This is a genomic window from Moraxella cuniculi (genome assembly GCF_900637105.1).
Lineage (GTDB): Bacteria > Pseudomonadota > Gammaproteobacteria > Pseudomonadales > Moraxellaceae > Moraxella > Moraxella cuniculi.
Map to the genome: position 1 here is coordinate 631,285 of NZ_LR134343.1, position 21,273 is coordinate 652,557.

General features: G+C 45.8%; 21 protein-coding genes. 14 read left to right on the plus strand and 7 right to left on the minus strand.

The features are described 5' to 3' along the window. Positions 1 to 226 precede the first annotated feature (226 nt). The 4 genes from EL162_RS02945 to EL162_RS02960 all read left to right on the plus strand — a co-directional run bounded on the left by EL162_RS02945 (position 227) and on the right by EL162_RS02960 (position 4,315). Positions 227 to 1,234: a siderophore ABC transporter substrate-binding protein gene (locus EL162_RS02945; protein WP_126329995.1), complete on the plus strand. Its 1,008-nt coding sequence runs from the start codon at positions 227 to 229 to the stop codon at positions 1,232 to 1,234. Between the two features lie 218 nt (positions 1,235 to 1,452). Next, a complete protein-coding gene (locus EL162_RS02950; RefSeq protein WP_311195369.1) occupies positions 1,453 to 2,466 on the plus strand; it encodes an ABC transporter permease in 1,014 nt (337 codons plus the stop codon). A 110-nt stretch (positions 2,467 to 2,576) separates the two neighbouring features. Next, on the plus strand, positions 2,577 to 3,557 hold the full coding sequence (locus tag EL162_RS02955) for an iron chelate uptake ABC transporter family permease subunit (protein WP_126329997.1): 981 nt from the start codon (positions 2,577 to 2,579) through the stop codon (positions 3,555 to 3,557). Then, the gene (locus EL162_RS02960; RefSeq protein WP_076554552.1) at positions 3,554 to 4,315 is read left to right on the plus strand and encodes an ATP-binding cassette domain-containing protein; all 762 of its coding nucleotides are present in this window, start codon (positions 3,554 to 3,556) and stop codon (positions 4,313 to 4,315) included. The genes EL162_RS02955 and EL162_RS02960 overlap by 4 nt, the downstream gene beginning before the upstream one ends. A gap of 66 nt (positions 4,316 to 4,381) precedes the next feature. On the opposite strand, the gene EL162_RS02965 is transcribed toward EL162_RS02960, so the two are convergent. Genes EL162_RS02965 through tatA form a run of 4 tightly spaced genes read right to left on the minus strand, consistent with a single transcriptional unit; the run spans position 4,382 to position 6,187 of the window. Then, positions 4,382 to 4,699 carry a DUF4298 domain-containing protein gene (locus EL162_RS02965; RefSeq protein ID WP_126329999.1) on the minus strand — a complete coding sequence of 106 codons (318 nt, stop codon included), beginning with the start codon at positions 4,697 to 4,699 and terminating at the stop codon, positions 4,382 to 4,384. Positions 4,700 to 4,719: 20 nt separating this feature from the next. Beyond that, positions 4,720 to 5,484, minus strand: a complete 765-nt coding sequence (gene tatC, locus EL162_RS02970; protein WP_375537704.1) for a twin-arginine translocase subunit TatC — start codon at positions 5,482 to 5,484, stop codon at positions 4,720 to 4,722. After that, the gene (gene tatB / locus EL162_RS02975) at positions 5,481 to 5,951 is read right to left on the minus strand and encodes a Sec-independent protein translocase protein TatB (protein WP_126330003.1); all 471 of its coding nucleotides are present in this window, start codon (positions 5,949 to 5,951) and stop codon (positions 5,481 to 5,483) included. The genes tatC and tatB overlap by 4 nt, the downstream gene beginning before the upstream one ends. Before the next feature lie 11 nt (positions 5,952 to 5,962). After that, the gene (tatA, locus tag EL162_RS02980; RefSeq protein WP_076554548.1) at positions 5,963 to 6,187 is read right to left on the minus strand and encodes a Sec-independent protein translocase subunit TatA; all 225 of its coding nucleotides are present in this window, start codon (positions 6,185 to 6,187) and stop codon (positions 5,963 to 5,965) included. Between the two features lie 235 nt (positions 6,188 to 6,422). Here tatA and rpmI point away from each other — a divergent pair, with 235 nt between their 5' ends. The 4 genes from rpmI to EL162_RS03000 all read left to right on the plus strand — a co-directional run bounded on the left by rpmI (position 6,423) and on the right by EL162_RS03000 (position 8,435). Continuing rightward, complete coding sequence (rpmI, locus tag EL162_RS02985; RefSeq protein WP_036331620.1) at positions 6,423 to 6,617, plus strand: 50S ribosomal protein L35; 195 nt, start codon at positions 6,423 to 6,425, stop codon at positions 6,615 to 6,617. A gap of 30 nt (positions 6,618 to 6,647) precedes the next feature. Continuing rightward, positions 6,648 to 7,004, plus strand: a complete 357-nt coding sequence (gene rplT / locus EL162_RS02990; RefSeq protein ID WP_049238130.1) for a 50S ribosomal protein L20 — start codon at positions 6,648 to 6,650, stop codon at positions 7,002 to 7,004. 290 nt (positions 7,005 to 7,294) lie between these two features. Next, the gene (locus tag EL162_RS02995; protein ID WP_170161401.1) at positions 7,295 to 7,981 is read left to right on the plus strand and encodes an MFS transporter; all 687 of its coding nucleotides are present in this window, start codon (positions 7,295 to 7,297) and stop codon (positions 7,979 to 7,981) included. Next, a complete protein-coding gene (locus tag EL162_RS03000) occupies positions 7,956 to 8,435 on the plus strand; it encodes a hypothetical protein (protein WP_126330007.1) in 480 nt (159 codons plus the stop codon). Before EL162_RS02995 ends, EL162_RS03000 begins: the two co-directional genes overlap by 26 nt. 191 nt (positions 8,436 to 8,626) lie before the next feature. Here EL162_RS03000 and EL162_RS03005 read toward each other — a convergent pair whose 3' ends face one another. Next, the gene (locus EL162_RS03005; RefSeq protein ID WP_126330009.1) at positions 8,627 to 9,733 is read right to left on the minus strand and encodes a porin; all 1,107 of its coding nucleotides are present in this window, start codon (positions 9,731 to 9,733) and stop codon (positions 8,627 to 8,629) included. A gap of 384 nt (positions 9,734 to 10,117) precedes the next feature. Here EL162_RS03005 and pheS point away from each other — a divergent pair, with 384 nt between their 5' ends. From pheS to EL162_RS03030, 5 genes are all read left to right on the plus strand, one after another. After that, positions 10,118 to 11,158 carry a phenylalanine--tRNA ligase subunit alpha gene (gene pheS / locus EL162_RS03010; protein ID WP_076554702.1) on the plus strand — a complete coding sequence of 347 codons (1,041 nt, stop codon included), beginning with the start codon at positions 10,118 to 10,120 and terminating at the stop codon, positions 11,156 to 11,158. A gap of 71 nt (positions 11,159 to 11,229) precedes the next feature. After that, the gene (gene pheT / locus EL162_RS03015; RefSeq protein WP_126330013.1) at positions 11,230 to 13,623 is read left to right on the plus strand and encodes a phenylalanine--tRNA ligase subunit beta; all 2,394 of its coding nucleotides are present in this window, start codon (positions 11,230 to 11,232) and stop codon (positions 13,621 to 13,623) included. A gap of 162 nt (positions 13,624 to 13,785) precedes the next feature. After that, positions 13,786 to 14,088: an integration host factor subunit alpha gene (locus EL162_RS03020; RefSeq protein ID WP_076554544.1), complete on the plus strand. Its 303-nt coding sequence runs from the start codon at positions 13,786 to 13,788 to the stop codon at positions 14,086 to 14,088. Positions 14,089 to 14,299: 211 nt separating this feature from the next. Beyond that, positions 14,300 to 14,560 carry a type B 50S ribosomal protein L31 gene (locus EL162_RS03025; protein WP_076554543.1) on the plus strand — a complete coding sequence of 87 codons (261 nt, stop codon included), beginning with the start codon at positions 14,300 to 14,302 and terminating at the stop codon, positions 14,558 to 14,560. Positions 14,561 to 14,856: 296 nt separating this feature from the next. After that, positions 14,857 to 15,723: a cell division protein ZipA C-terminal FtsZ-binding domain-containing protein gene (locus EL162_RS03030; RefSeq protein ID WP_126330015.1), complete on the plus strand. Its 867-nt coding sequence runs from the start codon at positions 14,857 to 14,859 to the stop codon at positions 15,721 to 15,723. Here the strand turns inward: EL162_RS03030 and mutM are convergent. Together mutM and EL162_RS03040 are read right to left on the minus strand one after the other, a co-directional pair. After that, on the minus strand, positions 15,675 to 16,592 hold the full coding sequence (mutM, locus tag EL162_RS03035; RefSeq protein WP_126330017.1) for a bifunctional DNA-formamidopyrimidine glycosylase/DNA-(apurinic or apyrimidinic site) lyase: 918 nt from the start codon (positions 16,590 to 16,592) through the stop codon (positions 15,675 to 15,677). The genes EL162_RS03030 and mutM overlap by 49 nt on opposite strands. 7 nt (positions 16,593 to 16,599) lie before the next feature. Further along, positions 16,600 to 18,966 (minus strand): RelA/SpoT family protein, encoded by a 2,367-nt coding sequence (locus EL162_RS03040; protein WP_126330020.1) that lies wholly within the window; start codon positions 18,964 to 18,966, stop codon positions 16,600 to 16,602. Between the two features lie 597 nt (positions 18,967 to 19,563). Here EL162_RS03040 and EL162_RS03045 point away from each other — a divergent pair. Beyond that, positions 19,564 to 21,243 carry a DEAD/DEAH box helicase gene (locus EL162_RS03045; RefSeq protein WP_126330022.1) on the plus strand — a complete coding sequence of 560 codons (1,680 nt, stop codon included), beginning with the start codon at positions 19,564 to 19,566 and terminating at the stop codon, positions 21,241 to 21,243. The last annotated feature ends 30 nt before the right edge of the window (positions 21,244 to 21,273 follow it).

The following is a 21,273-nucleotide window of genomic DNA, read 5'->3' on the forward strand; positions in this document are numbered from 1 at the left end:
GGTGGAATAATGCCAATATGCAGACAACCTGCTGCACTTCAAAAACAGCTGCCTATTCATCAACAAAATGCCGATGGTTGATGACTTTTCTGATTACCAATCATTTACAAATAAAATAAATTCTTATTTGGTTTGAATTGATAAGATAAATACGGTACAATATCACAATTTGGGCAACTGACCCAATTTAGGCACAAATGATACCAATTCAACCGAGAGGCAATTTATGATTACCAAAAAACTTTATCCATTGAGCGTGGCATTGATGGCAGCTTTGAGCGTGGCAGCTTGTACAGACAAGAACAAAGATACCGCCAGCACCGAGACGCCAGCTGCCGAAACCGCCACAACCACCGAAACTGCTACCACTGACACTGTAGTACCTCAGGCGGGTGAAGTTACCATCAAAACGGCAACAGGTGAGATGGCTCTGCCTGCCAATCCGCACCCACTGGCAGTGTATGATATGACAGCAATGCAAAACTTGGCAGCATTGGGCGTGCCAGTTGAGGGCTTGCCAGCGAATTTGCGTGGCAATAATCTAAAAGCACCAAACACGCCAGAATCTACCGATATCGGTACTTTGTTTGAGCCAAATCTTGAGGCATTGAACGCATTGCAACCAAAAGCGGTATTTGTCGGCTCTCGTATGGCAGAAAAGGGCGAAGAGATTGCCAAAGTTGCCCCAGTGGTCAATCTGACCATCGACACCAAAAATGTCTATGAAGCCACCAAGCAGCAGCTGACAGATTTTGGCAAGTTGTTTAACAAACAAAACGAAGCTGCTACCGCCATCAGCGAAATTGACAAGGCAATCGAAGAAACCAAAGCAGCAGTTGCAGGCAAGGGCAATGGACTGGCAATCTTGGTTAATGGCAATAAACTATCGGCGTATGGTGAGAATTCTCGCTATGGCTTTTTGCATACGACATTTGGTATCCCGATGGCTGATAGCAACATTGAAGAAGCCAGACACGGTCAGCCAATCAGCTTTGAATACCTACAAAAAGTTGATCCAGACTGGTTGTTCGTGCTTGATCGTGGGGCAGCAATTGGTGAGGAAGGGCAGTCTGCCGAAGAGGTGCTAAACAACCCGCTGATGCAAAATACCAAAGCATGGAAAAACAAACAAATCGTCTATCTAAGTGCTGATAGTTATTTGGCATTTGGTGGCTATTATCAATGGCTAACCGATGCACAGATTGTGCGTGATGCTTTTAATGCCAAGAAATAATCCTTGCTTGGACAGGCTGTCCTGTTTATTGTCTTGATGTGTGAATTTGGTGGCTGCGGCTGCCAAATGTCATGCTTGATTGGCTCGGCATGATAAAATGCCGCCAAATGCTTTTGCTCATCAGATGGGTAGGTGATGTGTTATTCACCAAAGTGCTTGGCATTCATGCTGTATGATTAATAAATTTTGTTAATAATTTTAACAATTGGTACAAAAATATGTCCAGTATGTTTGCCAGTCGCTCTAACACCACTTCTCAGCATTCTTGGCAAAAAGCCATCATTACCAATATCGCAAGTCTGGCTATCATGGTGGTATTGGTGCTTGTCAGTTTGTCTGTTGGTGTGGCGGATTTTAGCTGGCAGGGATTGTTTGGCTTTGGCGAACCGCTGACAGATGATGCCCAAGTCCTGATCCAAAGTCGCATTCCCAGAACGCTCGCCATCATCTTGACAGGGGCAGGCATGGCAATCAGTGGCATGATGATGCAGGTGGTGCTAAAAAACCGTTTCGTTGAGCCGTCAATGGTGGGAGCAACCCAAAGTGCCGCACTGGGTATGTTGCTGACCGCACTGTTTTTGCCAGCGACAACCGTTGCCATAAAAATTGGCATTGCCACTGTCTGTGCAATGGTTGGCATGGCGATATTTATGCGTCTGATTCGCCGTCTGCCAGCGACTGATTATCTGATGGTGCCATTGGTGGGCATTGTGTTTGGCGGCATTATTGACTCAATCAGTACTTTTATTGCGTATCAAACAGAGATGGTGCAGCTGCTTGGTGTATGGCGGTTCGGTGATTTTTCTAGCATTTTGGCAGGTCGTTATGAGCTATTATGGCTTGTCGGTGCTGTATCGGTGCTGACTTATGTGCTTGCCGATAAGCTAACCATTATTGGGCTTGGCGACCATATTGCCACTAATCTGGGCATTAATCGTGAGATGGTGCTAAGGCTTGCGGTGGTGATGGTGGCATTGACCAGCTCGGTGGTGGTGGCAACGGTGGGCATGATTCCTTTTGTGGGGCTTGTTGTGCCAAATATTGTCAGCCGTATGGTGGGCGACAGATTGAGGCTGTCGCTGCCTGCAGTGGCTTTGCTTGGCTCCTCAGCGGTGCTGTTATCTGATATCATTGGTCGCCTGATTCGTTATCCGTTTGAGATTCCTGTTACGGTGATATTTGGCGTGCTGGGAGCGGTGATATTTTTGTGGTTGTTGTATAAGCAAAAATAACCAGCCACCATGGCTGATGCTCGCCAATTTCCAAGGTTTAGATACTGCCCAATCTGACCATCTTAGTCTTTTGACACAAAGTAGCCTAGTCGCTTGTAGAGTGTATATTTATGCAATCGCTGAAGTTTTTGTATAACCTAAAGCAGTATCCGTCCACGATATTTGCTGTGTTGCTTGCTGTTGCGTGTGTGTTATTTTTGACAATTAATGTCTCAGGCAATTGGGATTTTGTTTTATCATTGCGTGGCAAGAAGCTCTTGGCATTGATGACGGTAGGGTTTGCGATTGGTACATCGACACTGCTGTTTCAGACCTTGACGCACAATCCCATTTTGACCCCTGCATTGCTTGGTTTTGATAGTTTGTATGTGCTTATCAAAAGTTTGATGGTGTTTTTTTTGGGCTCGGTGGGGCTGGCTGCCATACCCAGCATGGGCAAATTCACCCTTGAGGTTGTCATTATGCTGTCGCTGTCGCTTGTGATGTTTCGCGTACTTTTTGGGCGACAGACACAGGATTTGACACGGCTGGTGCTGGTCGGTGTGGTATTTGGGCTATTGTTTCGTAGCCTGTCTTATTTGGTGGCTCGCATGATTGACCCTGAGGAATTTGTTACCATTCAGTCGGTCAGTTATGCTGGGTTTAACACCATCAATACCCAAGCCTTAGCCATAGGTATGCTGCTGTGTATGCTGTGTGCGGTGCTGATGTATCGCATGAGGCATCAGTTGGATATTTTGCTCCTTGGACGACTGCCAGCGATTAATCTGGGCATCAATTACCATCGCTTGGGTTTGGTGCTGCTATCAACCATTGCGTTGCTTGTTTGTGTTTCGACAGCAATGGTTGGCCCTGTTACCTTTTTTGGACTGTTGGTGTGTGCCTTGACCAACCGCTTATCACCCTCCATGCATCATGCCAAGCGTTTGGTGATGGTGTCATTATTGGCAATGCTGTGCCTTGTGGCGGGGCAGTTGGTGTTTGAGCAGCTGTTGAATATGGCAGGCGTGCTTGAGGTGGTGATTGAGTTTGTTGGCGGTGTGGTGTTTTTGTGGATTGTGTTTCATCAATATAAAAAGAGAGTGGCATGATAGAGATTGCGGATATATCTTATCAAGTGAATGATACGCTGACCATTTTGCAAGATATTAATTTGACTTTGCAAACAGGGCAGGTGATTGCACTGATTGGACCAAATGGTGCTGGCAAATCCACCTTGTTTGGTTTGATGGCACGCATCATACCGTTGCAGACGGGCAGCGTTCGTTTTTTTGGGCGTTCGGTGGCAGATACTGACAATCGCTTACTGGCTCAAACGCTTGCCATACTCACCCAAGAAAATCACATACAGGGCAGATTGCGAGTGGCAGAATTGTTAATGTTCGGTCGCTACCCTTATCATCAGGGCAATCCCAGTGAGCAAGATTATCAAAAAGTGCAAGAAGTTATGGCACAGTTTGAGCTGACACAGTTTGCCGATCGATTTTTGTCAGATTTATCTGGCGGACAGCGGCAGCGTGTGCTGATTGCGATGGTTGTTTGTCAAGATACGCCCTATTTGCTGCTCGATGAGCCACTGAATAATCTAGACATGTACCATGCAGGCAGGCTCATGCGACAGCTCAAAGCCTTGGCAACGCAGGGCAAGACCATTGTCATCGTTCTGCATGATATCAATCAAGCTGCCCAATTTGCTGATACAGTGGTGATGATGAAATCAGGGCAGGTGATGAATGTCGGCACGCCAGCAGAGGTTCTGACCGCCGAGAATATTCGCACGCTCTACCAAGTTGATGTAACGGTGCTGACCCATCAGGGCAAGCCTGTGATTGTTGATGTGCTATCTTAGGCAAAAAATCACCCAGCAGCATATATGTACACTGCTGGGCAGATTTGTCAGCATACTTAGCTGGGGTTAGTTTTCCAAATGCTGCACGCATAACTTTAACAACCGCCATAGCTCTTGGTCTTTTTCGATAAACTCATTGTAGATGGTATCTTGGCTCATGACGCTGTATTCGCCCTGTGTGGTCGTGTTGAGCTCACCTCGTTCATCGGCATCGTATAATTCATTAAAGGCAGGGCTGTAGTAGGTTTGTTGCAATTTTTCCATCACGGCTAGGGCGTGCTCAAGTTGCTCACGGGTATTTTGTAGTGCTGATTTGGCGGCCAGCCATTCACGATACAGTGTTTGGGCGGCATCAAGCGTTGCTTGTTGATCGGGGTTGCTCATGGTTTCTCCTGTCGGTTTGGTTAAGCGGATTTGTCGCTGTCGGGAAGTTGTTGAGGGTTGTCTTTTACCAGCAATCTGGCAAGCACCAACCCCAGCTCAAATAATAGGCACATGGGAATTGCCAACATCAGCATACTTGCCCCATCGGGCGGTGTTACGATGGCGGCGATGCCAAAGCAAGCAACGATAATATAACGCCGCTTGCTGGCAAGGCTCTGCACACTGACCAGTCGCACCAGCACCAGCACCAGCGTCAGCACAGGAATCTCAAACATCACCCCAAATACCAAAAACAATTTCACCACGAAGTTCAGATAACTGTCAATATCAGTCATCGGCAGCACATTGTCAGGAGCGAACATAACAAAAAATTTCAGTGCAGGGACAAGCACAACAAAATACGCAAATGCCACTCCTGTATAAAACAGCACAATAGATGACAGCAAAAGTGGTATGGCGGTGCGTTTTTCGTGGCGATATAGGGCTGGGGAAACAAAACCCCAAATCTGTGCCAAAATAAATGGTACGGTGATAAATAAGGCAACAAAAAAACTTAGGCGAATGGGTGCCAAAAAACTCGATGCCACATCGGTTGCAATCAGGCTGGCTTCGTTTGGCAGCAGTGCCACCAGTGGATTTGAGATAAAATCATACAGCTGACGACTAAATCCCACCAGAGCCAAAAAAACCACCAAGACGGCAATCAAGATACGAATAAAGCGAGTACGCAACTCAGCAAAATGCGACATTAAGGGGGTGTCATCGGTATTTGGGTCGTGGCTCATGATTGATGTTCCTGTGCCACAGCCTTGTTTAGCAATGGGTCGGCAGTATGGTTGGGTAAAAATGGAGCAGGTGGCAAGCGGTGTTTGCGGTCGTATTCACCGAGCAAAAACCAGCGATTGGTCATCGGCAGTGTCGCCGATTGTGCGTCTGCCATGTTGGCAATCTCTCGCCATGCACTGGTTGCTTGGCGGTTGCTTTGGTTGATTGACTGCTGAAGTTTGTCCATCTGTGCCTTCATGTCGGCCTCAGATTGGCGGATTTGTGCCAGCTCTTTTTTGAGCATTTCTTGTGTTTCAAGCAGTTGCAGCTCGCTTGAGATTTCGTGTTGCAGGCGTGCACTGGCTTGGCGAAAAGTGCGATACCATCGCCCCAGTGTCCGTGCGGCAACGGGCAACTTTTCAGGGCCAAGTACAATCAGTGCAATAACACCGAACAGCAACAGCTCAAAAAAACCAAGATTTGCCATGTTGTGTCAGCTTAGTTGTGCTGGTCTGGTTTTTCAATTTTAATCTCAACCTGCTCGGCGGTGATGGTTTTTTCGCCAGCGGGCAGTTGTGGCTTGTCATCATCTTTGACGGCATCTTTAAAGCCTTTGACCGCAGAGCCCAAATCCTTGCCAGCACTTTTTAGCTTACTTGTGCCAAAAACAATCACAACAATTGCCAAAAAAATCAGCCAATGCGTGATAGATAATGAACCCATAATGCACCTCGTGTCCTTGATAGTTGATAATAATTCAAAAATTGCTTTTGTTATGCTATTGTACCGCTTGCAGGCGAGCAAGTAAAGATAAGATGAAAGGAATGTTGCAATTAGGCTTGTTTTTGCTTGATTGATTTGCTACAATAAGTCTCCCACCTTCCGTCAGCGTCCAAGTATACTCTTGACACTAGGCAAAAAGGTTTATCGTTGAGCAATCAACTTATCTTAAGAGGCTATTATGAAACTAAAAACCAAGCGTGGTGCGGCCAAGCGTTTCAAAAAAACCGCAAACGGCTTCAAGCGTAAGCAAGCATTCAAGCGTCATATCTTGACCAAGAAATCTCCAAAGCGTATCCGTCAATTGCGTGGTTGTGTTATGGTTCACGCATCTGATGTGGCATCAATCCGTCGTATGTGCCCATACATCTAATCAATTTTTCGGATATTTTAGGAGAAAACAATGGCTCGTGTAAAACGTGGTGTACAAGCAAATCGCCGTCATAAAAAAGTTCTAGCTCGTGCAAAAGGCTACTATGGTGCACGCTCTCGTGTGTATCGTGTAGCAGTACAAGCTGTCATGAAAGCAGGTCAATATGCTTATCGTGATCGCCGCAACAAAAAGCGTTCTTTCCGCCGTCTGTGGATTGCTCGTATCAATGCTGGTGCTCGCCTAAATGGTCTAAGCTACAGCCGTCTAATCAATGGCCTAAAAAAGGCAAATATTGAAATCGACCGCCGTATCTTGGCTGATATCGCGATGCACGATGCTGCCGCTTTCACTGCAATTGCAGAAAAGGCAAAAGCTGCTTTGGCATAATCTTAAATTGTATATTTAAGAGCAAACCCACCATTTTGGTGGGTTTTGTTTTGTCTAAAATATCTTAAAAGACCGCAAAATCTATCAGCATACGCTAAAAACAGTAGCTAGGGTCAAATTGCCGAATGGATAAAATTTAGGCTATAATAAATCTTAGTTGCGTACTTGCTGCTAGGCTGCGGCATTTAACTATAAGATGAGCTGGTTTTGAATTCTATCCATTTTACTTATTTCGCCGACTTTATCAACAAAACCAAAGGACTGTCATAAATTATAGATTTATTCTTTTTGTGTGCTTGTCTTCTGTGGCACTTGGTGCTTTTTCTATCATTGACACTTTATTTTATCTACAAAAGGGGCTGGGTTTTCAGCAGATTGCTTTTTTGGCGACTTTGCTCAATGTTGTGGTGATGATCTGCGAGGTGCCGACAGGATTTATTACGGATAAATTTGGTGTTTTTCGGGCACTTTTGGTTGGTACGCTGCTTCGCTCTCTGGCTGCCATTTTTTATATTATTGATTTTTATGGTAATTTTGTTATCGCCACGACGCTTGCCGCCATCGGCATTGCTTTTTTGTCAGGTGCAGTAAACGCCGCAACCATCAGGCTCAAAGGAGCGATAAAAACCGAACAAGCGTTTTCGTCTGTCGGTTTTTATAAGAGTTTGGCTTTGGTCTTGGGTGGTCTGATGGGTTATGTGCTGTTTGGTTATAAGATTTATTATCCATGGGTCTTTGCCAGCATTTGTTTTTTCTTGGCGTGTGTCAGTATCATGCCTTTGGCGATTGAACTAAAAAATAATGATAAAAATCAACACAATACCGACCATTTTGCACAAACAGATGAACGAAAACTAAGCTTAAAAAACCTACCCATACTGATAAAAAAACCAAGCAACACGCCCTATATTTTGGGCGTGCGTGTGGATAAGTGTTGGGGCGGTTACGCCGATGCTTGTGTGGCAAAAGCTGTTTGATGGCTTTGCTTTTGGGTTGGTCTTGGGCTTTGTCAGCCTGCAAGCGGCAGCGATGGCAGCTTCTTATGTGGTAAAAAGACACAACATCACCTTAAAGTACAAATACACCGCCATGCTGGCAAATGGCTTGATTTTATTGTGCATTCCGCTTGCTACAGGCAATGTGCTGATATTGACGGCGGCGATATTTTTGCATGTGTTTTTTCATGTATTAAGCAGTATTTTTATTTTTTCTTTATTTCATGAGCAGGTCGAGGATGGTATTCGCAACACCGCTGAGTCATTGACCTCGCTGTTTGATTCATTGCTGCTCATTCTCATTTATCTTATCACAGGCTATTTGCTTGACGCAGGCAAGATAAATTCTGCGTTTTATCTTTCAGCTGTCGTGGCTTTGCTGGTGTTTTTGTTGTATTTTTTGGCAAATAAGTCGCCTGTTGGTTTGGTTGATTGATGAAAATATCAAAAAAGCATTGGCTAAAATATAAACTTGAAAAACGCAAACAGCTGTGGCGATACATCAGCATTTTTTAAAGACTGATGGTAAATTTAGGCGGATAATATACATGGTGGTGTTTGGCACTTAAAAAACCGCAATGTGCCATCATTGCGGTTTTATTTATGTGGCTACGGATTTAGTAAAACCTAGAAGTCATAGCGTAAGCCAGCTTCTAAGCCAAGAGCGTCTGATTGGACACGCACCAAATCATCGCCATCGTATTTAAAGCTGGTTTCGTCACTATATGACAGTGATCCAAAAACTCGCACACGAGCTCCGTCTCGTTTTAGCCATTTGATGACCCCTGTGCTGGCGGTGGTTTTTTCGCCATCTTTATAGCCTTTATAGTTGCGAGCTGTACCTGCTTGGGCATAGATATCGGTGGTTTGATTGAGCTTATAATAGCCTGATACCAATGCCCCAAGCTCTTTATTGCCGCTGTTATAGTCGGTTTGCTGGGCGATGAGACCGACAGTCAACTCTTTGGTTGGCTTGACGGACACCATGGCACGCAATGCCTTAAAATCACCTGCACTGGTATAGGCAATGCCTGTGTCAAACTTTTCAGATTCATGCAGCATATGACCAACAATCATGTCGCGTCTTTTTTCGTTTGGTTTGCCATCAGCACCAAAGACGGTAAATTTGCCACCATTACTGCTGTCTGTGTCGTCTTTAACCACCTCATCCATGGCGTAGTGTAGCTTGATTTGGGTTTTGCCGTCATTAAATTTTGGCGTGGTGTACTGAATGGTGTTGTTGGTGCGTTGCCCATGATAGCCAAAAGGTGAGCTTGTGCCTGCGGCATATAGGTAGCCCCAATTGACATAGTCAATGTCGTCATCAGGTGTGTATAGCCGACCAGCCAACATTGTGCCGTATTTTTTATGTTTAAGCCCCAAGTAGGTGTTGCGTGAGGCAAAATTATTGCCATTACCATCATTGTCTAAATATACAGAATATTCTAAGCGATATTCTAAATCAACATCATCAGTTAGTTTTTCTGATCCAGTTAAGCGAACGCGTGAGCCAGCTGAATTAAGCGTGGTTCGGTTGTCTTTACTCTGTGTTATCACACCTGTGCTTAGGTTGGTCTCTTTTTTGTCTGTCTTTTCTTGCAGAGTAGTCAAATAAAACCGACCAGAGATTTTTGGCTCAGCTGTGGCATTTATCGGTAAGGATAAAAGTAAAATGGGGGGGGTGGCGACACTAATGGCTTTTATGATGGCGGTTAGTGTGGGTGATTTTTTCATGATATGTCCTTAATTTCTTAGCTGTTGGCGAATATATAATCCATCAGATTGGGCACAAATCACAACTATATATAATGCCCAATCTAGTAATTTTGATGCCAAATCAAAATTACACTCTTAATATAATTGAAAAAATACAAAGTGGCAACATTTTTTTTGCAATTTGTTACAAGTTCGGTTTATGGTCTGGTTTTTTAGGCTTTGTTGGTAGATTGATGGTGATTTTTTGGCAAGCTGATGATAGGCTTGTCAAATAGCTTGACTGGATTTATTTAAGTGAGCATCTCGGGTGTGAATTGTTATAGCCTGCTGGTATTTGCCAATCGGTTGTTTACATTTTTGGGTGAATTATTTACAATAAACCGTTTTGGCTTGATAAAATTGATGAAAGTTTTTATGAGTATGATACCAAATTTGGACAAGGCTTTAACCGAGCTTGATAAGCAGCAATTTGTGGCATTTGAACAGCAGGCGGTTCAGCTGATTGAGCAAGCTCAAAATGAGCAGCAACTGCAAGAGTTGCGAGTAAATTTAACGGGTAAAAAATCTGCCTTGACGGCACTATCTAAGCAGATGGGGCTGCTTGATGCCGATGCCAAAAAGCAATACGGTGGCTATTTGCATGAGCTGCGTGGTAATATCATGCAGGCATTTGAGCAAAAAGCAAGCAGTTTGGCTTTGGTGGCACTCAATGCCAAACTTGCCAGCGAGACCATCGATATCAGTTTGCCTGCTCGGGGGGTTGACAAGGGTGGATTGCACCCAATCACGCAGACTGCCGAACGCATGAAGCAGTTTTTTGTGCAGGCGGGCTTTGTGGTGGCGACAGGCCCTGAGGTTGAGAGTGATTATTATAACTTTGAGGCACTAAATATCCCAGAGCATCACCCTGCGCGTGCCATGCATGATACTTTTTATTTTGATGCACATTATTTGTTGCGTACGCACACTTCAGGCGTGCAGATTCGCACGATGGAGCAGAGCACGCCACCGATTCGCATTATCTGCCCTGGCCGTGTGTATCGCTGTGATTCTGACCAGACCCATTCGCCGATGTTTCATCAGATGGAGGGATTAATGGTGAGCAAATCAAGCAATTTTGCTGAGCTAAAGGGCTTGATTCATGAATTTTTGGACGCTTTTTTTGGCAAGAAAATGACTGTGCGTTTTCGCCCTTCGTTTTTTCCATTTACCGAACCATCGGCTGAAGTGGATATTTTGTCCGACAGTGGTAAATGGCTTGAGGTGCTAGGCTGTGGCATGGTACACCCACAAGTGCTAAAAAATTGTGGCATTAATCCTGATGAGTACACGGGGTTTGCCTTTGGGCTTGGGATTGAGCGATTTGCCATGTTGTATTATGGCATTGATGATTTGCGATTATTTTTCCAAAATGATTTGCGTTTTTTAAGACAGTTTGGCTGATAAATTTGCCAAATTGATGGCGAAACAGTGGTTATTTTTGGGCTAAATATTAAGATAATATAGAGATTGTGATGAAAATCAGTGAACAATGGCTAAGACAATGGGTCAATCCACAACTTGACAGTGCCGCACTTGGCGAACAATTAACAATGGCAGGGCTTGAGCTGGACGGTATGCAGACAATTGCACCGCCGTTTAGTGGCGTTGTAGTTGGCGAAGTGATTGAGTGTACACAGCATCCAGATGCTGACCGTTTGCGAGTAACACGAGTAAATATCGGCGATGAGCTGTTGCAAATCGTCTGTGGTGCACCAAATGTGCGTGTTGGTCTAAAAGTTGCAGTGGCAACGATTGGTGCGGTGTTACCAAGCGATGATGGCAAGGGCTTTAAGATAAAAAAAGGCAAGCTGCGTGGCGTTGAATCGCAAGGCATGCTGTGTGGTGCTTCAGAGCTTGGTTTGCCAGATAAGATTGATGGGTTGATGGAGCTGGATTGTGATGCACCCATTGGCATGGATATCAGACAGCTATTGAACCTAGATGCCAAGATTTTTGAGATTGCCATCACACCAAACCGTGGCGACTGCCTAAGCGTATTAGGGCTGGCACGAGAAGTTGCAGCACTCAACCAGCTGCCGCTGAATCGTCCATCGGTCGAGGCTGTCTGTGCTGGTGATACCACCGTGCCGACTGTGCGTGTTGCTGACAGTACAGCCTGTCCTCGTTATTTGGCTCAGCGTATCGATGGCATTGATCGCAGCGTTGAGACACCGCAGTTTATCGTTGATGCTCTGACTGCCTCTGGCGTGCGAGTGCATAATTTTTTGGTTGATGTTACCAATTTTGTCTTGTTGGAATTGGGTCAGCCATTACACGCTTTTGATGCTGACAAAATAGTTGGCGACATTGTGGTACGCCATGCAGTCGCTGGCGAGACACTTGAGCTATTAAACGAACAGACCATTACTTTGACAGGTGATGAGCTGGTTATCGCTGATGATATTGGCGTGCTTGCTTTGGCAGGGATTATGGGAGGGCTGCGATCAGCTGTCAGCGATGAGACGACCAATATTGTGCTAGAGAGTGCACATTTTGCCCAGCTTGCCATCGCTTCGCGAGCCCGTCGTTTTGGCTTGCATACCGATGCTTCGCAACGCTTTGAGCGTGGCGTTGATTTTTGGTTGCCCAGATTGGCTCTTGAGCGTGCCAGTAGCTTGATTGTATCGGTGGCAGGTGGCAAGCCAAGTGCCGTCAGTCTCACAGAATCTTTAGAGCATCTGCCTGTGCGACCAAAAATCAGCGTACCGATTGCTAAAGTTACCCAGCTACTTGGCGTTGATATTGACCCTGTGCAGATGGTCGATGGCTTAAATAGACTTGAAATTGCAACCGAACAGGTGGGCGATGTGTTGCAGTGCCAAGCACCAAGCCATCGTTTTGATATTAATATTGCCGAAGATATCATTGAGGAAATTGCTCGCATTTATGGCTATGCCAATATCCCCGCGAGCTTGCCAAAGTTTGCCGTATCCATGAACGATGATATCGCTGCCGATGCTGTGCAATCACTCAAATTATCTTTGGTAAATGCAGGTTATTATGAGGCGGTGAGCTTTAGTTTTGCTGATGCGAAGGTTGAGGCATTGTTCGATGACGAAAATCTAGGGGCGGTATTGCCGATTGCCAATCCCATCTCCAGCGATTTGGCGGTAATGCGTCGCACCTTGCTGTCAAGCCTACTGCCGATTGTTGGCTATAATCTGAACCGTCAGCAATCTCGTGTGCGGTTGTTTGAAACAGGGCTTAGCTTTGTTGGTGCTGATGTCAAAAATCTACAACAAACGCCAAGCATTGCTCTTGTTGCCACAGGTGATGTCGCTCATGAGCAGCACCATGCCAACCGTGCGATGGATTTTTATGATTTAAAACGAGATGTCGAAAGTCTGCTGCCAGCAGCCTTGAACAAAGCAAGCGTCAGCTATGAGCGAGCGAAGTTGAGCTTTTTGCACCCTGGTCAATCCGCCCAGTTGCTGATTGATGGCGTGGCGGTAGGCTGGCTGGGTCAGCTACACCCAAGCATCGCCAAAGCACTTGATTTGCCGACTATTTGGGTTGCACAGTTGCAGATTGAGCCATTGCTTGCACAGTTTGGCAACAAGACAAGCATAGCAACACCGAGCAAATTCCCATCGGTTCGCCGTGATTTGGCGGTATTGGTGGATACAGATACACCGTGGCAGATGCTCAAGCAGGACATTCGTGTGCAGGCTGGCAGATATTTGCAAGAATTGTGGCTGTTTGATGTCTACACAGGCGATAGATTGCCAGCGGGCAAAAAGTCATTGGCATTTGCGATGGTTTTTCAGGACAATGAGGCAACTTTGGCAGATGAACAAGTCAAGGCAGCCACCGATAAGGTGATAGCAATGCTTGCCGACAAGCACCATGCCCAATTGCGTGATTGATTCCGTGCTGCTGTAGGCATGTTGTCTACGGCAGCCAAGTGAATAATGAGAATCGTGTATTATTTTTCAAAATTGTATTGCATTGAATATTTAATTAAGGTTAAAATAATACATTAAAGGCGATAAGGTTTTTTGGTAGCTTTTGATAAATAAGGATAAATCATGAGTGCACTGACCAAGGCGGATATGGTCAATCAATTAACGATTAGACTTAGGCTGACCCGCCAGCAAGCCAGAAAGCTGGTTGATGGATTTTTTGATGAAATCAGCCAAAATCTGATTGAGGGCAATGAGGTTAAATTATCAGGATTTGGTAATTTTGAGCTAAAAGATAAAAAAGCCAGACCGGGCCGCAATCCCAAAACTGGCGAAAACGCCCCTGTGCAAGCACGCCGTGTGGTAACTTTTAAGGCAGGGCAAAAATTGCGTGGCTGGGTAGATGGTCAGTATAATAAGGTGGATTAACCATCTTAGAGTACTTGAAAACCGTTTGGTTTTTTGCTAAAATATTGTTTTATTTTCCCACTTAAGTTGGCTAATAACACAGACAGGCATGGTGCGGCGTACCAAAGTTGGTTGGTGATGGCGTGGCTATGTTCCACCGTATGTGATTTGGTTTGGCGACCGACAGATATGGTGCTTATTAGTGCTTAGGTTTTTTGGATAAGAGTTTATTATGCGTAAAGACATTCACCCAGAATACCGCGAAGTATTGTTCCACGATACCAACGCTGATGTGTATTTTTTGACTCGCTCAACAGCAAGCACCAAGACCACTCGTGAATACGAAGGTCAAGAGTATCCATATTTCCCATTGGATATTTCTAGTGCTTCTCACCCATTCTACACAGGCGAGCAACGCAAAACTGCCAACGAAGGTCGTGTGGCAAGTTTCAACAAGCGTTTTGGTGCATTTGCAAATCGTGGCAAAAAATAAGCCATTGCACGGCTATCAGACGCATTGTGTCATCAAATCGCTCCATTGGGGCGATTTTTTATAAGTCGGATTTGGTGTGTTGGTTTTTGCATTGTCAGCAGGCGATGAGAATTGCAAGGCTATATTTATAAGACTGTTCATAAAATTGTAACAATTTTGACCAATATGCCAGACAATAGATGACGAATAATATTAAGTCTGATAAACTATGGTTATAAAAAGAGCCATTTGGGCAGTTGCTCAATTTTGGCTGATGATTGCTTTGTTTATTATAAAATAAAAACTTGAGGTGGCTTATGCAGTGGAGTGGTTTTTGGCTGGTTTTGGCCTTGGTTGTGATAATCATCGGTGTGCTGATGGTGGTGCGTAGTTTACGCCGTACTCAGGTGGCAGTGCCAGAGCTGGAACAAAAAACCAAGCATGGCTTGCCAATTGTCGCACGGGAAGATAGGGAGTTGTCATCATTACCAGCGGCAGAAAGTGAAGAGGTTGATGCGTTGTCTAGCATGGCGGCGGCAATGAGTGCTGCTCCTGTCATTGTGCAGACTGCTGATGATGCCAAAGCTGCCAAGGTGGCAGATGAGCCGCTGCCACACAGCGAAGAGTTGCCATTACAACAAGATGACGATGACGGCGAACCTATAGCGGTTGAGCAGATTAATTTTGAACAAAATTCGCCAGTGCTAGATAAGCATTTGGACGAACGCCGTCAGTTTGACCAAAACAATGACCCTTTGCTGCACGCCACCGAGACAGTCAGTATCGCCATCATGCCACGGCATTCTTTTGCAGGATTGCCGGGCAAGACCATCTTGGACATTGCCAAGACTTATGGCATTAAATTTGGCGTGATGAACCTATTTCATCGCTACGAAAATGAGGACGGCACAGGCGATTTGTGGTTTAGCATGATGGGTATGGGCTATGAGGGTGTGCGAGCATTTGACCTAAATACCCTGCATGAGGATCATTTCATTGGGTTGACGCTGTTTTTGCCATTGCCGCACCCACAGGCTGTATGCGGCTTTGATAGCATGGTGTCGGTGGCAAAGATGATTGCCCAAGAATTGTCAGCAGATATGCTTGATGAGCAAGGCAATGTAATCGATGATGCTTATTTTGATAAATTGCGTGCGGTGATTGTTGAGCAGCAATACGGCTGACAATGCGGACAGTACACGCTGGCACGAGAGACGATTTTGACATTTTCAAGGACAGTACCACAGACAAAGCATGGCTGACCTGCTCGCCCATAGACTGATAAGGTCTGCTGAAAATAGCCAGTTTTTCCCGTGCCAGTGCGAAAATCTTTCAGGCTTGAGCCACCTTGTTCGATGGCTTTGCTAAGCACTTGCTTGATGTTGCCAACCAGCCGTGCCAATTGCTCAGGACTGAGCTGGCAAGCAGGGGTCAGCGGGTGAATATTTGACAAAAACAAACTCTCGGCAGCATAAATATTACCCACGCCGACAACAACGCTCTGATCCATAATCAGAGCTTTGATGGCTTTATTGACAGTTTTGGCGACTGGGCTATTATGGATATGGCGAGTCAAATAATCACCATCAAAAGCGGCATCAAGAGGCTCTGGGCCCAGATGTGCCAAAAAACGCTCATGGGTGTCAGGCGTGTCAAGATGACTGTCATTTTGTAGCCAAAGTATCATGCCAAAGCGTCTGGGATCGTGATAATGCAACCAGATGTCGTGCTGATCATTGTCAGCATTGCCAAAACATATCAGCAGATGATCGTGCTTTCTTGGGGGCTCGTCAATGTATTGTTGTAAGCTGCCTGACATTCCCAAATGAATCAAAAGCGTCTTGTGCAGATTGTCAGTTTGGTGATAAAAATCAAGCAACAGATATTTGGCACGCCGTTTGATATCGATAAGCGTATAGCCCACCAAACCGTCCAAATCAGCAGCAATCGGGTAGCGTAGCTTGGTGTGCCGCAGCTGTAGTTGCTTGACGGTTTTGCCGATTAGTGGCATAAGGCTGGTTTTGGTGGTTTCGACTTCTGGCAGCTCTGGCATGATACACCTAATTTGTTACACGGCGTGCATACAGCACGGCTGGTTGTTGCTCTATTTTATTTAGCAGGCGTGATAAATGGGCGATGCCTGCCACCTCGACATAAAACCGCATTTGGCTGATTGTGCCATCATTATTGATGGTTTCGGCACGATGGATATTCACCTTCTCACGGTCAATGACATGCACCAAGTCTCTTAATAATCCGCTTGTGTTCTGGGCTTCGACATGAATCACCACAGGCTGATAACGGCCAAAACTTTCTTGCCAGCGAGCCACCACTGAGCGGTCTGGTTGCCGTTCTACCAATCGCAGATATTCAGCACAGCCTTGATTATGAATGCTGATACCGTTTGTTAATGTAATAAAGCCAGCAATCATCTCGCCATGAACAGGATTGCAGCATTTGGCAAGGTGCAACTCAACATTATCAAGTCCTTCAAGCTCAATTTTGTAGCGGTTGCTGCGAGCAGGTGTTTTGATTTCAATGGCGGCTTCATCAATGGCTGGCTCGGATAGATTGAGTTTTTGGGCAAGTAGGTTGCTGATTTGGCTCACGCCAACATCGCCCATTACCAGTGCCACATACAGGTCGTCTTCGGACTTGATGTTCAGCTCGCTTAGGCAGTCGTTTAGATCAATCTGGCTTGGCAGAATTGATAAGCGATCAAGTTCTCTTGATAACAACGCCTTGCCTGTGTCGATATTTTTATCACGGTCTTGTTTATTAAACCATTGCCGCAGTTTGGATTTGGCACGGTTGGTATGAATGTAGCCAAGTGATGCCATGAGCCAATCTCGATTCGGCTCACGGCTGGATTTGGTGATGATTTCAATCTGATCGCCTGTTTTTGGCTGGTGCGTCAGTGGCACATAGCGACCATTGACACGAGCCCCTTGGGCACGGTTACCAACTTCGGTATGCACATAATAGGCAAAATCCAGCACCGTTGCTCCTTTGGGTAGTTCGGTAATATCACCATCACGGCTAAAGACATAGATGCGTTCGGCATCATCAATCTCAATGTCGCTGTCTTCATCGCCGTCTGGTTTGTCATTGCCAAGCAATTGACGCAAGGAGCTGATTTTTTGGGTCAGATAGTCGTCTTTTTTGGCTTTTAGCCCTTCTTTATAATTAACATGAGAGCATTTGCCAAGCTCTGCCTCAAAGTGCATATCAAAGGTGCGTATCTGCACTTCCAGCGTTCGTCCTTCGGCGATGACAGCGGTGTGCAATGACTTGTAGCCATTGGGCTTGGGGTTGGTGATATAGTCATCAAACTGCTCTGGAATATGTCGCCACAGACCATGGACAATGCCAAGCGTGTAGTAGCATTCGGCATTGCTATTGACCAAAACACGCAACGCACGGATATCATACAGCTGATCAAAGGACAGATTTTTTTGTTTCATCTTACGCCAGATGGAGTAGATGTGCTTGACTCGTCCAGAGACTTCGCCTTGGATACCTGCCTGTATGAGAGCTTGGTTTAGGTTGTCTTTGACCAGTTCAATATAAGCCTCTCGCTCGCTGCGTTTTTCGGCAAGCAGTGAAGCGATTTTTTTGTATTCATCAGGGGCAAGGTAGCGAAATGCCAAATCCTCCAGTTCCCATTTTAGCTGGGCGATAGACAGCCGATGTGCCAGCGGTGCATAAATGGTCATCACCTCACGAGCGACCCGTTGCTGACGATCGGGCGGTGCAAATGACAGCTCACGCATGGCAAAGGTACGCTCGGCAAGTTTGATTAGCACAGCACGCACATCATTGGTGGTGCTGATGAGCATGCTGTAGATATTTGATAATTGATCGCGTTGATTGCTATTAAAATAATCCTCAAGTCGTTGATTATTCTCAATACTTTCGGATAATTTACCCATCGCCAGTGTGTCAGCCACCAAATGAGCAATGTCATCGCCAAAATTTTTGCTAAGGGTTTCTATGCTGACAAGCTCACGGCGTGCGGTGCGATATAGCATGGCAGCGGCGAGGGCGTTTTCGTCTTGGAACAAATACGCCAAAATATCCGCCATGCCAATGCCTGTGATGTACGCCCCAGAGCGAGTGATGTGTGGCTTATTGACCTGAATTTGGACAAACTGGCACGCCTTACGCAAAATGGGCAAATCCTCTTTGCCGATGCGTGCAGCGACATTGGCGATCCATGCCTCAACATCAATGTCTGAGACGCTGATATTGCATGGGGCGACTGGGCTGTTGGAATGGTCAAGGGTGCTGACCAGCTTGGGATTGGCAAGTTGTGCCTGAAAATCAGGGTGCAGTTGTTTGGCAACAAGGCTGGCTGCTAAGGTCGCACTGTCCATGCTGCTGCTATTGCCTCCCAATAATGGCAGGCTTTCACGAATTTGTACCACGGCAAATCCTTGTATTTTGTTTGTTGATGCACAATTTGTAGCCATTTGGCAGTCGGCTACGGTGTGCCAGCATACCAAAGCAATTGCCAAAATCGGTCGCTTTATGCCGATATGGCAAGCTGTATTGTTATGTTGTTGCTTATTATGGCACTTTATCGGTGATTTTTAAAGGCAAAAGCAAGATTTATCCGCAAAATTATTGCCCAGTACGACAAAAAATCGCAAATGCCACCAATTTTTATAAATAATAAAGAAAAATCAAGATTTTATCATCTGTTTGTGTTATAATTTTCCGCTTAAATTTATATTCGCTATCTGATGACATCGCCACCGAGCGTTCATGGTTTGGTATCTTGCCATGGGCGGCAGATTTCTTTTTATTATCATGCAATTGATAATGCCAGCATAATCTTTTCAACGAGCATCGGCACTGGTATCTTGGTCATGCCAGTTGTTGCTTTGATACTGTCGCGATGATTTTGGCTTGTTGCCCAAGGCTGCAAGCAAGCGACAACCATGCCACCACAGCAAAATGTTTTTATTAAGATTTTATTAATTATAAAATACTCATCAATGGTGGTGTATCAGGGTAGATTTATGACAAATACGACAACAATCACAGCTATCGATGACGGTGCGTGTGAAGATTTTGTGCTGCAATTTGCTGATTTGGGTCTGAACAAGCCTCTGTTAAAGGCATTGACAAAAAGCGGCTATACCACCCCTACACCCATTCAGGCACAGGCGATTCCCCATGCACGAGCAGGGCGAGATTTGCTCTTGTCTGCACAGACAGGCTCTGGCAAGACGGCGGCATTTGTACTGCCGATTTTGGACAAGCTAAGTCGCCTACCCAAGCTAAATAAGCAGGTTTATGCACTGATTTTGACACCGACTCGTGAGCTTGCTCTACAGGTGCAAGACAGTGTCCGCCGCTATGGCAATGGCATGCACCATCTGTACAGCGTGCCATTGGTGGGTGGGGCACCGTATGGTGGACAGCTGCGTGCCTTGCGTAAGGGGGTGCAGATTGTCATTGCCACGCCGGGCAGACTGCTTGACCATATGCGTGAGGGTCGGGTGGATTTGTCTGGACTTGATATGCTGGTGCTTGATGAAGCGGATCGTATGCTTGATATGGGATTTGCTGATGATATTCAAGAAATTCTTAATAATACACCAAGCAATAGACAAACCATCATGTCGTCAGCAACTTGGGACGGTGCGGTGGGCAAAATTGCCGAAAGTTTTACCAAAAACCCTGAAAAAATCGCCATCAAGGTTGAGTCAGCCCACATTGATGAGAGTGTGTATTTTTGTGATGATTTTCACCACAAAAACAAAATTTTGCTTGAGCTATTAAACAACCCACAAATCAAGCAGGCGGTGATTTTTGCGGCAACCAAGTCAGCAACAGAACGCTTGGCAGCAGAGTTGGTCGAGGCGGGGCTAAAGGCACGCTATCTGCATGGTGATTTGCCACAGCCAAAACGCAATCGCATTGTTGGTGAGATGAGATCGGGCAAATGTGATTTGCTTGTTGCGACCGATGTGGCGGCACGAGGTATTGATATTTCGGCAATCAGTCATGTGATTAATTATGATTTGCCACGACAAGTTGAGGATTATGTGCATCGCATCGGACGCTGTGGACGAGCAGGGCGTACGGGCGTGGCGATGAATCTGTGCAGTCAAGATGACAATCGCCAGCTGCAACGCATCAATGAATATCTGAAGCGGTCAATGACGGTTGCGACGGTAGAGGGGCTGGAGCCAAGCCGTAATTTTGGACCAGAATCCAGACAACGCCGCACTCGCCACAAGGACAAATCTCGCCCAAAACGCAGTTGGGCAGCACGCCATGAGCATAGCTATGATGAGTCGTCGGTTGGCAAGCGTGATGAGCGAGCACATCGCCGTGCACAGCATCGCAATCGCCACGATGACGCATGGGGCATTGCCAGCGAGCAATCAAAACATCGCAATCATCAAACAAAGCGTGATAAAGGCAGCCATCATGCTGACAATCGCGAGCATAAGCAGCGTGATTGGCATGGTGCCAAAAAATACCCCGCCAAGCCAAAAAACGCCCATTATCAGCCCAAACCTCTTGGTTATGCTGACAATCAAGCAGCAGGCACCACGAGGCAGCGTGGCAAAAAACCACAGCACAGCATGAATCAACCCGCCAAGGCACGCCCTGCGGTGATAGAGGAAGTGTTTTTTGATAAGCGTCAAGCCAAAAATATCAAACGCAAATTTGGGCAAATTGATTAGTATTGCTAATCTATACTCATAGCAATTATG